12 protein-coding genes are annotated in these 14032 nt (G+C 65.9%); 7 read left to right on the top strand and 5 right to left on the bottom strand.

Translation table 11 applies throughout. From position 1 onward, the window contains the following. Positions 1-45: 45 nt before the first annotated feature. The 3 genes from CLI93_RS03545 to ugpB all read right to left on the bottom strand — a co-directional run bounded on the left by CLI93_RS03545 (position 46) and on the right by ugpB (position 3133). The gene (locus CLI93_RS03545) at positions 46-1137 is read right to left on the bottom strand and encodes a FecR domain-containing protein (RefSeq protein ID WP_095995658.1); all 1092 of its coding nucleotides are present in this window, start codon (positions 1135-1137) and stop codon (positions 46-48) included. A gap of 11 nt (positions 1138-1148) precedes the next feature. Beyond that, the gene (locus tag CLI93_RS03540; RefSeq protein WP_095542850.1) at positions 1149-1661 is read right to left on the bottom strand and encodes a sigma-70 family RNA polymerase sigma factor; all 513 of its coding nucleotides are present in this window, start codon (positions 1659-1661) and stop codon (positions 1149-1151) included. 167 nt (positions 1662-1828) lie between these two features. Further along, positions 1829-3133: a sn-glycerol-3-phosphate ABC transporter substrate-binding protein UgpB gene (ugpB, locus tag CLI93_RS03535; protein WP_095542851.1), complete on the bottom strand. Its 1305-nt coding sequence runs from the start codon at positions 3131-3133 to the stop codon at positions 1829-1831. Positions 3134-3398: 265 nt separating this feature from the next. Here ugpB and serA point away from each other — a divergent pair, with 265 nt between their 5' ends. Next, positions 3399-4628, top strand: a complete 1230-nt coding sequence (gene serA / locus CLI93_RS03530; protein WP_095542852.1) for a phosphoglycerate dehydrogenase — start codon at positions 3399-3401, stop codon at positions 4626-4628. A gap of 170 nt (positions 4629-4798) precedes the next feature. On the opposite strand, the gene tyrS is transcribed toward serA, so the two are convergent. Then, the gene (gene tyrS / locus CLI93_RS03525; protein ID WP_095542853.1) at positions 4799-6043 is read right to left on the bottom strand and encodes a tyrosine--tRNA ligase; all 1245 of its coding nucleotides are present in this window, start codon (positions 6041-6043) and stop codon (positions 4799-4801) included. A 383-nt stretch (positions 6044-6426) separates the two neighbouring features. On the opposite strand from tyrS, the gene CLI93_RS03520 reads away from it, so the two are divergent. Then, on the top strand, positions 6427-7860 hold the full coding sequence (locus CLI93_RS03520; protein ID WP_238945868.1) for a M23 family metallopeptidase: 1434 nt from the start codon (positions 6427-6429) through the stop codon (positions 7858-7860). A 137-nt stretch (positions 7861-7997) separates the two neighbouring features. Next, entirely contained in the window at positions 7998-8798 is an 801-nt protein-coding gene (locus CLI93_RS03515; RefSeq protein ID WP_095542898.1) for a zf-TFIIB domain-containing protein, read from the top strand. A 175-nt stretch (positions 8799-8973) separates the two neighbouring features. Here CLI93_RS03515 and CLI93_RS03510 read toward each other — a convergent pair whose 3' ends face one another. After that, a complete protein-coding gene (locus CLI93_RS03510; RefSeq protein WP_095542854.1) occupies positions 8974-9471 on the bottom strand; it encodes a Signal transduction histidine kinase in 498 nt (165 codons plus the stop codon). A 183-nt stretch (positions 9472-9654) separates the two neighbouring features. Between CLI93_RS03510 and CLI93_RS03505 the strand changes: the two genes are divergently transcribed. The 4 genes from CLI93_RS03505 (at position 9655) to rpsU (ending at position 13975) form a co-directional block, all read left to right on the top strand. Then, on the top strand, positions 9655-11133 hold the full coding sequence (locus tag CLI93_RS03505) for a malonyl-CoA decarboxylase (RefSeq protein ID WP_172424305.1): 1479 nt from the start codon (positions 9655-9657) through the stop codon (positions 11131-11133). 255 nt (positions 11134-11388) lie between these two features. Next, positions 11389-12264 carry a uroporphyrinogen-III C-methyltransferase gene (gene cobA, locus CLI93_RS03500; protein WP_095542856.1) on the top strand — a complete coding sequence of 292 codons (876 nt, stop codon included), beginning with the start codon at positions 11389-11391 and terminating at the stop codon, positions 12262-12264. A gap of 5 nt (positions 12265-12269) precedes the next feature. Further along, positions 12270-13631, top strand: coding sequence for a BaiN/RdsA family NAD(P)/FAD-dependent oxidoreductase (locus CLI93_RS03495; RefSeq protein ID WP_238946606.1), 1362 nt, complete (start codon positions 12270-12272; stop codon positions 13629-13631). Between the two features lie 131 nt (positions 13632-13762). Beyond that, positions 13763-13975, top strand: coding sequence for a 30S ribosomal protein S21 (gene rpsU / locus CLI93_RS03490; RefSeq protein ID WP_095540517.1), 213 nt, complete (start codon positions 13763-13765; stop codon positions 13973-13975). The last annotated feature ends 57 nt before the right edge of the window (positions 13976-14032 follow it).

Raw genomic sequence — 14032 nt, 5'->3', positions numbered from 1 at the left:
GCTCGGCAAGCAGGGTGTTGGCAAAGGCCCTTGCGCAGGGGCGTTTCAACCAATCTCCACCATTGCGCCTTCGCCCTGACCCCGCTGGCGGATGCGCAGGCGCAAGGTGGCAGCGAGCATGCGCAGGGCGCGGTCGGGGTCGTTCAAGGGGAAGGTGCCGGAGATGCGCAGCGCCTGGGCGGCGGGCAGCACGCGGATGGCGCGGCCGCTGTGGCGGGCCAGGGCGGCCGCCCAGTCGGGCAGGGGCATGGCGTCGGCGATGAGCAGGCCCTGGCGCCAGGCGGTGTCGGCCTCGCGGGCGGTGGTGGCGGGGGCGATGGCCTCGCGCGTGAAGCGCGCCTGCTGGCCGGCGCGCAGGGTGCGGTGTGCGGCGCTCGGGGCGTCGGCTGGCTCGATGCGCACCGCGCCTTCGTAAACGGCGAGCAGGGTGCTGCCGCCATCGCCGCCGGGCGCTGCGTGCGGCTGTCCGTCCAGTTGCCCGTCCAGTTGCCCGTCGAGTTGCCCGTCCAGATGCCGCACGGCAAAGCGCGTGCCCAGGGCCTGCATGCGCCCGTGCGCGGTGCTGACGATGAAGGGGCGCGGCGGCTGGGCGCTGTCGGCGGCGGTGTGCACATACAGCTCGCCTTGGCGCAGGTGCAGCAGGCGCTGGCGGCGGCTGTAGCGCACGTCGAGCTGGCTGCCAGCGTGCAGGCTGAGTTGGCTGCCGTCGTCCAGTTGCAAGTCCAGGTTCTGGCCGGGCAGGGCGGCGTAGTCGGCGTCCATCCAGTGGCGCCAGTGCTGCCAGGGCTGGCGCTGCCACAGCAGCCAGCTGGCGGGGGCGATCAGCAGCACCAGGGCCGTGCCTTTGGCAATGCGGGCCAGGCTTTCGCGGCGGCTGGCTTGCGTGCTGGCGTGCAGGGCGGGGCCGGCCAGCGGGGCGGGCAGGGCGTTGAGCTGGCCCAGCAGGCGCTCGGCGCGCTGCCAGGCGCGCTGGTGCTGCGGGCTTTGCTGGCGCCAGGCGGCCAGGCGGGCTTGTTCAGCGGGGGGCAGGGGGCCGTCTTGCAGCTGGGCCAGCCAGGCGGCGGCTTCGGCCAGGATGCGCTCGTCGATGGGCTCGGCGATGGGGGCGCTGGCAGGGTGGTTGAGCGGCTCGGCCATGGGGCGCGGCGTCAGTCCTCGGGCATGAGGTGCAGGCAGGCCAGCCAGGCGCGCTGCATGTACTTTTTGACGGTGGGCACGGACAGGCCCAGGGCGGCGGCGATATCGCGCTGCTTCATGCCGTCGAACTGTGCCATCAGAAAGGCTTGGCGCACGCGCGCGGGCAGGGTGTGCAGGGCGTCGTCGAGCTGGTGCAGGGTTTGCAGGGTGATGGCGCGCCGCTCGGGCGAAGGGGCGTGCGCCTCGGGCAGGGCGGCCAGGGTTTGCAGCCAGGCGGCTTCCAGCGCGCGGCGACGCAAATGGCTGGCGGCCAGGCCATGGGCAATGGTGCCCAGATAGGCGCGCGGCTCGCGCAGCTCGTGCAGCGCATGCGGGCGGCCCAGCAGGCGCACGAAGGTGTCGTGCGCCAGGTCGGCGGCGGCATCGCCATCGCCCAGGCGGCGGCGCAGCCAGCTGTGCAGCCAGCCGTGATGGCGCAGATACAGGGCTTGGACTTGCTGTTGATAAGCGGGCGCGAGGGACATTGGCTGGGCCTGGCCGGGACGGTATCGAGAGTGGTTCTTATTCTATTCAGGGCCAGGCATGGCTTGGTGCAGTCAGGGGCAGTGAGCGGAAAAAAAGCCAGCGCAGGCGCTGGCTTGGAGGGCTGCGCCGCTTGCCCGGCGCTCAGCGATCAAGGTGGTTGGCGCGATCAGCGGTTGGCGCGCTCGAAGCGTTCGAGCTGTTCGTTGCCGCGCTGCACGATGGCCTCCAGAGCTTCCTTGGGGGTTTTCTTGCCAGCCCAGATCTGCTCGGTTTCCTCATCGGCAATGGTGCGGATCTGCACGAAATTGCCCAGGCGGATGCCGCGCGATTTGTCCGTGGTCTTGCGGATCATCTGCGTCACGGCCACGTCGGTGCCGGGGTTTTGCTCGTAGAAGCCGGCCTTTTCCGTCAGCTCGAAGGCGGCGGTGGTCACGGGCAGGTAGCCGGTGCGCTGGTGGCTGGCGGCCTGCACTTCGGGGTCGGAGAGGAAGCGGAAGAAGTCGGCCACGCCCTGGTATTCCTTCTCGCTCTTGCCGCCCATGATCCACAGGCTGGCGCCGCCGATGGCGGTGTTCTGCGGCGCGCCCTCGACGTCGGGGTAGTAGGGCAGGGTGGAGATGCCGTAGGGGAACTTGGCCTCCTTGCGCACGCGCGCGTACAGGCCCGAGGTGCCGGTGATCATGGCGCATTCGCCCGATGGGAAGGTGGCGTCGGCGGTGTTGCCGCGGCCCTTGTAGACGAAGCGGCCGTCCTTGGCGGCCTTGGCCAGGTTCTCGAAGTGGCGCAGGTGCAGCGGCGAGTTCACCTGCAGGCGGGCGCCGTTGCCGTCAAAGCCGTTGTTGGCGCTGGCAAACAAGGTGTTGTGCCACAGCGAGAAGCTCTCCAGCTGCGTCCAGCTGATCCAACTGGTGGTCAGCGCGCACTTGTGGCCGCTGTCCTTGAGCTTGCCGGCCGCCTCGAACACCTCGGGCCAGGTCTTGGGGGCCTTTTCCGGGTCCAGGCCGGCGGCCTTGAAGGCGTCCTTGTTGTAGTAGAAGACCGTGGTGGAGCTGTTGAAGGGAAAGCTCAGCATCTGGCCGTTGGGCGCGGTGTAGTAGCCGCTGACGGCGGAGATGTAGGCGCTCTGGTCGAACTTCAGGCCGGCGTCTTCCATCACCTTGGTCACGGGCATGGTGGCGCCTTTGGCGGCCATCATGGTGGCGGTGCCGACCTCGAAGACTTGCAGGATGTGCGGCGCATTGCCGGCGCGGAAGGCGGCGATGGCCGCCGTCATGGATTCGTCGTACTTGCCCTTGTAGGTGGGCACGATGCGGTACTCGCTCTGGCTTTCGTTGTACTGCTTGGCCAGGTCGTTGACCCAGTCGCCCAGCGCGGCAGGCATCGAATGCCACCATTGGATTTCGGTCTGGGCCTGGGCGCTGCCAACGGCCAGGGCGGCAGCGGCGGCGAGGGCGAAGTGACGCAGTTTCATTGAGACTCCTTGCGTATTGGGGAAAACGGATGAAAACCGAAAAGCGCTGCCGCAGGATCTGCGGCAGACGCCTTCTGAAAACGGGGGCGATGGTAAGGCAGTTTTGTGACAAAAAAGTGTCAAGGTTTACCCCAGGTTGGGCCTCTTGAGCGGGCCTGGGACAGCAGGTGTTACCTAGGGTTAATGCTAATATCCGCACTTTTCGCGCAGGCGGTCAGGGCATCTTGTTCTGGCTTGCGCTGGATGCATTTCGGGTGGGCAAATCATGGGTAAGACATCGCTGGACAAGGGCAAGATCAAGTTTCTGTTGCTGGAGGGCATCCACCCCTCTGCCGTGGATGTGCTCAGGCAGGCCGGCTACGACAATGTGGAGACGGTCTCCAGCGCGTTGCAAGGCGATGAGCTCAAGGAAAAGCTCGCTGACGTGCATTTTCTGGGCATTCGCTCGCGCACGCAGCTGACGGCCGATGCGCTGGCTGCGGCCAACAAGCTGGTGGCCGTGGGGGCGTTTTGCATCGGCACGAACCAGATTGACCTGCAGGCCGCGCGGCAAAAAGGGGTGGCGGTGTTCAACGCGCCCTATTCGAATACGCGCTCGGTGGCCGAGCTGGTGCTGGGTGAGCTGATCCTGCTGCTGCGCGGCATTCCGCAGAAGAACGCAGTGGCGCACCGCGGTGGCTGGCTCAAGTCGGCCACCAATTCGTATGAGACGCGCGGCAAGACGCTGGGCATCGTCGGCTATGGCTCCATCGGCTCGCAGCTGTCGGTGCTGGCCGAGTCGCTGGGCATGCACGTGATTTTTTACGATGCCATCACCAAGCTGCCGCTGGGCAATGCGCAGCAGGTGGGCAGCCTCAAGGAGCTGCTCGAACGCAGCGACGTGGTGACGCTGCACGTGCCCGAGCTGCCCTCGACCAAGTGGATGATCGGCGCCAAGGAGCTGGCCGCGATGAAGGATGGCGCCATCCTCATCAACGCCTCGCGCGGCACGGTGGTGGAGATCGAGCCGCTGGCCGAGGCCTTGAGGAGCAAGAAGCTGCTGGGCGCGGCCATCGACGTGTTCCCGGTCGAGCCCAAGTCCAATCAGGATGAGTTCGTCTCCCCGCTGCGCGGCATGGACAACGTCATCATCACGCCGCACATCGGCGGCTCGACCATGGAGGCGCAGGCCAACATCGGCCTGGAAGTGGCGGAAAAGCTGGTGCGCTACTCGGACAACGGCACCACCACCACCTCGGTGAACTTCCCCGAGGCGGCGCTGCCGGCGCACGCCGGGCGCGACCGCATCCTGCACATCCACAAGAATGTGCCGGGCGTGATGTCGGCCATCAACCAGATCTTCTCTGACGCCCAGCTGAACGTGGCGGCGCAGTACCTGCAGACCGATGAGGCCATTGGCTACGTTGTGATCGACACCGAGCCGGGCGGCGCCAGCAAGGTGCTGGAGCCGCTGCGCCGCGTGCCGGGCACGATCCGCGCTAGGGTGCTGTTCTGATCGGATCACCGGGCTGGCCCAGGGGCTGGCGCCGGCCTCACGGCGCAAGCTCTGCCGCCCGCGAGGTGCGCCATGCCCCAAGAAAAAGCCGCTGATTCCAGCGGCTTTTTCTTGGCGCGAGCAGGTTCTGCTCGCGCCGAGGGCGTGAGCCGGCGAGCCGGCTCTTGGGTTCAGCTCAGATGCACGCGCGCGAACTTGCGCTTGCCCACCTGAACCACGTAGGTGCCGGCCGTGAGTTTGAGGCCGCGATCACCGACGGTGCTGCCATCGACGCGCACGCCGTGGCCATCGATCAGGCGGTTGGCTTCGCCGGTGGAGGCCGTCAGCCCGGCGGATTTGAGGATCTGCCCGATGCCCAGAGGCGCGCCGCTGAGTTGCACTTCGGGGATGTCCTCGGGAACGCCGCCTTTGCTGCGGTTGATGAAATCCTGCTCGGCGGCCTCGGCGGCGGCGGCGCTGTGAAAGCGCGCGGTGATTTCTTTGGCCAGCAACACCTTGGCGTCCTTGGGATTGCGCCCCTGGGCGACCTCCTTGCGCAGGGCTTCGATTTCGGCCAGCGAGCGAAAAGACAGCAGCGTGTACCAGTCCCACATCAGCTCGTCGGAGATCGACAGCACCTTGGCAAACATGGTGTTGGCGTCCTCGGTGATGCCGATGTAGTTGTTCTTGGACTTGGACATCTTGTCCACGCCATCGAGGCCGACCAGCAGGGGCATGGTCAGCACGCACTGCGGCTCTTGGCCGTATTCCTGCTGCAGATGGCGCCCCATGAGCAGGTTGAATTTCTGGTCGGTACCGCCCAGCTCCAGGTCGGCCTTGAGCGCCACGGAGTCGTAGCCCTGCATCAGCGGGTAGAGGAATTCATGGATGCTGATCGACTGGCCGCCATGAAAGCGCTTGTGGAAGTCATCGCGCTCCATCATGCGTGCCACGGTGTATTTGGAGGCCAGCGCAATCATGTCCGCCGCGCCCAGGCCGTTGCTCCATTCGCTGTTGTAGCGGATCTCGGTCTTGTCCGGATCCAACACCAGGCTGGCCTGGGTGTAGTAGGTCTGGGCGTTGGCCTTGATCTGCTCCTCGGTCAGCGGCGGGCGGGTGCTGTTGCGCCCGGAAGGATCGCCAATGCGGCCGGTGAAGTCGCCGATCAGGAAGATCACTTGGTGCCCCAGGTCCTGCAACTGGCGCATCTTGTTGAGCACCACGGTATGGCCCAAGTGGATGTCCGGGGCGGTGGGGTCCAGCCCCAGCTTGATGCGCAGCGGCTGGCCGCTGGCCTCGGCGCGTTGCAGCTTGGCCAGCCAGTCGGCCTGTGGCAGCAATTCCTCCGCGCCGCGCAGGCTGATGGCCAGGGCTTGCTGCACGGCGGCGCTGGGCGGTTGCGAGGGGTGGGGGCTGGGGGAGGCAATAGTTGACATGAGAATAAAAGTAAATCCGCTTGGTAAAACGGGCAATCCCGCTATACTGCCCTGTGTTTTTGCGGGCTTATTGTATGGAAGCTCAGGCAGCAAATGAACTTTCCCAGGTGTCGCTGATCTGCCTGCTTCGTGCCATTGGCCGCATTTTTTGAATCTTCTTCCAAGCCTGCTTTGTGCCGCTGCACGGCTGTGCATTGGCTGAGGCGGTGGCAACCGCCTGGCCTTTTGCGTGGGCCAGTTTGCCGGCGCGTTCTTTTGCATGGGCCTGGGGCCCGGTGCTCGCGCAGTTGCTGTGCGCCGCCTTGCCGCCGGAGGTCGCTCTCGCTGTCGCGTGGGTCGCATGCAAAAGGATGGCGGGCTTGTTTTTGTGTCAGGACAGTCCCTTGAACTCCGAGCAGTCAGCCTTTCCGCCCCCTGTTTCTCAAGACGCTGCACCGACTTTCCCTGAAGTGCTGCCGCCGCAGCTGGCCCCCGAGGCTCAGGCCGGGGCTGCGCCATTGACGGCGCGCAGCCCGGTGGCCAAGCGCCTGATGGGCGCGGTCAGCGCTTTGCTGCTGCTGGGCGGCGGCGGCGCCTTTGCCGTGGCCAATCTGCAGGGCGAGCAGGAGCTGATTTTTCCGCGCCTGGCGCAGTATGAAGTGCCTTCGCTGCTTGATGGGCAGAGCGTTGCCAGCCTGTTGGGCCAGAGCGACTTGCTGCTCTACCGCAGCGACCGCTTGCGAGCCAACGATACGGCCGAGGGCTTGCTGCAGCGCCTGGGCGTGAGCGATCCAGCGGCTGCAGCCTTTCTGCGCCGCAATGCCCTGGCGCATAAGAATCTGTGGGGCCGCCATGGTCGCTTTGTCACCGCTGAGGTCAATGCCAACCACGAGCTCGAACGCCTGACGGCGCGCTGGGTCAACGACGACAGCGGCTTCTTCCAGCGTCTGGTGGTGCAGCGTGGCACCGATGGCGAAACCTTCTCGGCCGAGCTGGATCGTGGCGAGCTGACCAAGAGCACCCGCCTGGCCAGTGGCGTGATCCGCAGTTCGCTGTTTGCGGCCACCGATGAGGCCAACCTGCCCGATCCGGTGGCGGTGCAGATCGCCGAGATGTTCTCTGCCGAGGTGAACTTCCACAAGGACTTGCGCAAGGGCGATACCTTCACCGTGGTCTACGAAACCCTGGAAGCCGATGGCGAGCCACTGCGCAGCGGCCGCGTGCTCAGCGCTGAATTCGTCAACAAGGGCAAGGCCCACCAGGCGCTGTGGTTCCAGGAGAGCGAGCACGACAAGGGCGCGTATTACGCGCTCGATGGCTCCAATTTGCGTCGGGCTTTCCTGTCCTCGCCGCTGGAGTTCTCCCGCGTCTCCAGCAGCTTTGGCAGCCGCTTCCACCCGATCAAGAAGACCTGGCGCAACCACAATGGCATCGATTACGCAGCGCGCACCGGCACGCCCATTCGCACCATCGGCGATGGCGTGGTGCAGGAATCGACCTGGAGCAACAGCTATGGCAATGTGGTGTACATCGACCATGGTGAAGGCAAGGTCACGGTCTATGCGCACATGGATCGCCGCGATGTGAAGAAGGGTGACAAGGTCACGCAGGGCCAGTTCATCGGCACCGTGGGCTCGACCGGCATGTCCACCGGGCCGCACCTGCACTTTGAATTCCGCATCAACGGCGAATTCAAGGACCCGCAGATCATCGCCAAGGACAGTGCTGCCGCAGCGCCGATCGCCAAGGAAATCAAGCAGCGTTTTGATACTTTGGCCGAGGCCGCGCGCATGCACTTCGAACTCGCTCCGCTGATGACCCAGGCCAGCGCCGAGTGATCGGCCCGGGCGGGCGCGGCATCTGCAGCGCTGGCACCTTCTGCCTGAAATGGCAGCCACTTTGCTGACTTGCGCCGACATGGCAGCGCTGCGCGCCCCCGAACCCATGCGGCATCGCAACCCGCAGGAATATGCGCATGACCGAACAAGCCGCAGCAGATCTTGCCAATGCGCATTGGCAGCCCGCCGCGCCGGCCTGCCCCTCATGCCGTGAGCCTATGCAGGCGCTGCACGTGCAGTCCCACCGTGGCGAGCCGGTGGAGCTGGACCTGTGCTTTGCCTGCCATGGCATCTGGTTCGACTGGCGTGAAAACCTGCAGCTCTCGGCCCAGGGCGTGCTGGCGCTGTTCAAGACCTTGCATGAGCACCGCGATGAGCCGCACCGCCCGCTGGGCCAGCGCATGCAGTGCCCGGCCTGCCGCACGACACTGCAGCGCGGCACGGACCGCACCCTCAGCGGCGCTTACGTCACCTACCGTTGCCCGGCGCGACATGGGCGCTTTGGCACTTTCTCCTCGTTCATGGTCGAGAAAGGTTTTGTGCGCCACCTCAACCCAGCGCAGCTGCATGCGTTGGCCGAGACGGTGCGAACCATCCATTGCAGCAGTTGCGGCGCCACCGTCGATCTGCGCCGCGATCACGCTTGCCCTTACTGCCGCTCGGCCTTTGCATTGCTGGATCCGCAGGCCGTGGAGCGGGCCTTGCAGAAGTACCACGGCAAGGCGGACCCCGCTGCTGCCGATGCAGACAGCGAAAAGTTGCGCGAAGCCACGGCCCGGGCCGAATGGCTGATGGCGCAGGAGCGCATCCGGGCCCAGAACGCGCAGCGAGAGCGTGAGGAGAGCGGAGGTCTATGGGGCAAGGACCGCTTCGCCGACGAGCTGTGGTCCATGGGCCTGGATGCGCTGTGGCGTCTGCTGTCGCGCTGGCTGCGCTGAGAGGGCTTGTTCACGCCCTCAGCTTGGCGGGGCAAAAGCAGCCGATTGGGCCAGTCTGCGATGCTGAAAGACCGTACCGGGGCACTGGCCCTGTGTGCGCCATGGCAGCTTGCACCCCATCATCATCCCAAGCCCCTTTGAGCCCACTGTGCCGAGGCTGGTGGGCAGAAGGCTTTCAGCTATCGCGCTGCTCGGGGCTGGGATTCAGCGGCAGCTGTGGCGCGGGGTTGTGGCGCAGCTGGTTCTCGATCTGGCCGATGTAGGCTGCGGTGCTGTTGTCGGAGTCGTCCACGCGGCTGTAGATGTGGTCTTCCAGCTCTTCCATCTGGCGCAGCAATTCTTCCTGGCCCTGCTTGTGCTGCTCGGCCAGGAAGCTGCGCAGCTCGGTAAAGCGCGAGGCCTCGGCCTTGTCGGCCAGCTCGCGCTGCTGCTTGAGCTCTTTGGTGTAGCGGTGGTAATCCATGATGACCGTGCTGTGCAGCCACAGCACATAGGCGATGAACAAGGAGCCCAGCAGGCACATCAGCACCAGCAGGATGATGCCGATGGGCGCATGCACCACGGCAAAGCCCAGCGAAACATCGGTGGGCACGATCAGCGCATCCCAGTTGAAGTAGTACAGCAGGCCGATGCCCAGGGCCAGAAGAATGATGAGTCCCAGTCGTGCGTTCATGCGTGCAATCCTTGTGTGATGTGGTGGGCCAAGGCGAGGCCAAAGTGTCCCGCCGGTGTCGGCCGCTGCGGTTTCCCGCTGGCCTTGGGCTGGGCGCGTCGTGCGGCGAGATTATCATGTATCGCCTCTTGCCTGCGTCGTGGTGGCGCAGGCGTTCGAGCCCCTAGCCCTGGAAAGTACCGCATGCCCCCGACGACTCTTTCTGCAGACTCTCAGACCGATGCCCGTGGCCTGGGATTGATGCGCCTGTGGCGCCGTTTCATGGGTGGGCGCGAGCACGGCGAAGAAGTCGCCAGCGCCAGTGAGGCGCTGGACAAGCGCCAATGGCAAAAGATTGACACCCTATTGCACGAGGCGGCTACGCAGACCGACAGTGACAGCCGCGTGCGCGCCCGTGCGCGGCAACTGCTTGACGCCTATTTGCATGCCAATGCTGCCGACAGGCTGCTGTTCATGCTGCGCCTGGCCCAGGGCTTTCATGTGGACAAGGCGGCGCTTGATCGGGCCATTGCCGCCTATCAGGCCGCTTCCGAAGGGCCTGAGAGCCTGCGTGCCCAAGCCGAGCTGGCCCAGGCGTTGGAATCCCCACGGCTGCGCGTGCTGCGGCAATTCAACCTGCTGCCCAACGGTATCCATGCCTTGGTGCAAATGCGCGCCGAGCTGCTGCGCTCGGCCCACCAGGAAGAGCTGCAGCCGCTGGAGCAGGATTTGCTGCGCCTGTTCACCCTGTGGTTCGATGCCGGCTTTCTGGAGCTGCAGCGCATTGGCTGGGGGTCGCCGGCCTCGCTGCTGGAGAAAGTCATTCGCTACGAGGCGGTGCACGAGATCAAGTCCTGGAACGACCTGCGCAACCGACTCGACTCCGACCGCCGCTGCTATGCCTTCTTCCATGGCCGCATGCCCGACGAGCCCTTGATTTTCGTCGAGGTGGCCTTGGTCAAGGCCCTGGCCGACAATGTGCAGGCTCTGCTCGACGAGGCCCAGCCCACGCAGGATCCGGCCCAGGCCACGACGGCGATTTTTTATTCCATCTCCAACGCCCAGTCCGGTCTGCGCGGCGTGAGCATGGGCGAATTCCTCATCAAGCGCGTGGTCGAGCAGCTCACGCACGAATTCCCCAAGCTGCAGAAGTTCGCCACCTTGTCGCCCGTGCCGGGCTTTGCCAAATGGCTGCAAGGCCGGCTGGAGGATGCCCAATACCGCCAGCGCATTCCGCTGCAGGTCAAGCTCCTCATCGAGGAAGAAGAGCAAGGGGCACAGGCGCCGCTGGAGCGGCTGCGCCAGCTGCTGCGCGCGCCGCAGGAGGCAGCGCAGCCCGGGCAACAGTCCGCTGGCGAGGCGCTGGGCAAGGACGACATGGCCGCGCTGCGCCAATGGCTCATGGCCGAATGCGCGCACTACCTGCTGCTTGAAAAGCGCCGCCAGGAGCCGCTGGACCCCGTAGCGCGCTTTCACTTCGGCAATGGCGCCAGCCTGCAACAAATCAACTGGATGGGCGACTGCTCGGACAACGGCATGCGCCAGTCGTTGGGCCTGATGGTCAATTACCTCTATCGCCTCGACGCCATCGACGAGCAGTACCAAGCCTATGCGCGCGAGGGCAAACTGGCCTACTCGCCCGAGGTCAAGAAACTACTGGCCAGCAAGCAGCCGCAGCGCTGAGGGCATGCTCGCGACTGAGGGCTGTCATCAAAATTGCCGCGAATGGCGCTCGTCCTAGGTTGGGATGGGCGCGGCGCGATGATTCTGATGACAGGCCCAGGCGCTGCTGGCCATTGAGGCAAGGTTTGCTGTTGGTGCTGATGGCGCTGATGGCGCTGATGGCGCGCGCTGAGATTCGCGCACAATACACGCCCTTTGGATTTGAAAGCCCAGCGGCGGGGCGCAGTGCCCCCGCTTGCCTTGCCTTGTGCCCGTATGCCTACACGCATTCTTGATTCCACCTGGCCCACCAGCGCGGCCGCCACGCCAGCGTCGTTGCGGGCGGATGGCCCCAATGGCTCGCACGCCCTGCGCAGCCCGGGGGCATGTTGGCTGGTTGGCGCCGGGCCTGGTGATCCCGAGCTGCTCACGCTCAAGGCCGTACGCGCCATTGGCCAAGCCACGGTGCTGCTGGTCGATGACTTGGTGGGCGAGCAGGTACTGGCCTTTGCCGCGCCCACGGCGCGAATCATCCACGTGGGCAAGCGCGGCGGTGGCCGCAGCACGCCTCAGGCCGAGATCGAGCGCTTGATGATCGAGCAGGCCCTGGCCGGCGAGACGGTGGTGCGCCTCAAGGGTGGGGATCCTGCGATCTTCGGCCGCTGCGGCGAGGAGCTGCAGCGCCTGCATGAGGCGGGCGTGGCCGCGCAGGTGGTCAACGGCGTGTCCTCCGGCGTGGCGGCGGCCACGGCGCTGGCCGCGCCGCTGACGCACCGCGACTTTGCCCATGGCGTGCTGCTGGTGACGGGCCATCTTGCGCCAGGCCAGCCTGCCATGGATTGGCCGGCGCTGGCGGCCACGGCCCATGCCTGCCGCCTGACCCTGGTGATCTACATGGGGGTGCGCGGCGCGCAGGCGATTCAGGCAGGTCTGCTGCAAGGCCTGCCGGCGCACACGCCGGTGGCAGTGGTGCAATCGGCCTCGCTGCCGGGCGAGAAACGCCTGCTGACCGAGCTGGGTGCGATGGCGGCGGACATGCAGGCGCAGCACATCGCCAGCCCAGCCATCATCATCGTGGGCGATGTGCTCAAGGCGCGCCAGTGGCTGGAGCAGGCGCCGCAGGCCGCTGCGCTGGCGGCTGCGCCCTGCTGATGGCCATGGACAAGCCACCCATGCCACTGCAGGCCAGCTCTGCAGCCTCGCCGGCCCAGTTCGACGCCATCGTGCTGGGCGCGGGCGCAGCCGGCCTGTTCTGCGCGGCGCAGGCGGGCCAGCGTGGGCTGAAGGTGCTGCTGATTGACCATGCACGCCGCCTGGCCGAGAAGATTCGCATCTCCGGCGGCGGGCGGTGCAACTTCACCAACCGCGATCTGGACGTGCGCGCGCCGCAGCGGCATTTCATCAGCGATAACCCGCACTTCTGCCGCTCGGCGCTGTCGCGCTTCACGCCGCAGGATTTCATGACTCTGCTGCAGCAGCACGGCATCGGCTTTCATGAAAAGCACAAAGGCCAGCTGTTTTGCGACCAGGGGGCGCAGCACATCATCGACATGCTGCGCCGGCTGTGCGAGCAGGCCGGCGTGCAGCTCTGGCAGGGATGTGAAGTGCAAGGCGTGGAGCAACTGCCGCAGGCGCTGGCGCAGCCCGCCGATCAGACCAGTGCCGCGCCGCGCTATGCCGTGCGCACCGCGCGCGGCCAGGTGCAGGCCGCGCAGCTGGTGGTGGCCACGGGCGGGCTGTCCATCCCCAAGATCGGCGCCAGCGACCTGGGCCACCGCATTGCCCGCCAATTCGGGCTGCCGCTGGTGCCTTGCCGTCCAGGATTGGTGCCGCTGACTTTTGCCGCTGCCGATTGGGCTGCCTATGCCGCACTGGCGGGCTTGGCCGTGCCTGTGGCCATCGGGACGGCAAGCGCGGCAAACTCGGCAGGTACGGCGCCCGGCGGCAAAGGGCGCGCGGCGGCTGCGCCGGTGTTCCATGAGGACTTGCTGTTCACGCACCGGGGCCTGTCCGGCCCGGCCATCCTGCAGATTTCCAGCTACTGGCAACCCGGGCAGGCGTTGCAGATCAACTGGCTGCCCGGGCTGGACGTGCCGCAGGCCTTGCAGGAGGCCAAGCGCAGCAGCCGGCGCCTGCTGAGCAATGTGCTGGCGCAGTGGATGCCGGCGCGGCTGGCTGATGCCTTGCTGGCCCAGCAACCGCAATGGCAGCGCCCCATCGACCAGGTGGGCGACAAGGCCCTGCAAGCGCTGGCGGCGCAGCTGACGCAGTGGCGCATCATCCCCAGCGGCACCGAGGGCTATGCCAAGGCCGAGGTCACCATCGGCGGCGTGGACACGCGTGCGCTGTCCTCCAAGACCATGCAGAGCACGGCGCACCCAGGCCTGTTCTTTATTGGCGAAGTGATGGATGTGACCGGCTGGCTGGGCGGCTACAACTTCCAGTGGGCCTGGGCCAGCGCCTATGCCTGCGCACAGGCGCTGGAGAAAACCTGCCCGGCGCAAGAGCAAGCGCTATAATTTGCAGCTTTGCTGGCAATTGCCCCGTTGGCCATACTAGTTACTGAACAAACGGGGCGAAACCGCCGGGTGCCGGCCGCAAGGCCTGATCTCCCTTGCACAGCGCATCTGGCAACATTTGATTGATCTGAATGACTACCATCCGCGTCAAAGAAAACGAGCCGTACGAAATCGCCTTGCGCCGCTTCAAGCGCACGATCGAAAAGCTGGGTCTGCTCAACGAGCTGCGCGCCCGTGAGTTCTACGAAAAGCCCACGACTGAGCGCAAGCGCAAGAAAGCCGCTGCCGTCAAGCGCCACTACAAGCGCGTGCGCAGCATGCAATTGCCCAAGAAGCTGTACTGATTGCCGCGGCCACGTCGCAGCCTTGCTGCACATGTCGTGGCCTGCATCAAAAAAACC

It is taken from the genome of Vandammella animalimorsus, from assembly GCF_002288875.1.
GTDB lineage: Bacteria > Pseudomonadota > Gammaproteobacteria > Burkholderiales > Burkholderiaceae_C > Lampropedia > Lampropedia animalimorsus.
This window is presented reverse-complemented; position numbering and strand designations above follow the sequence as displayed.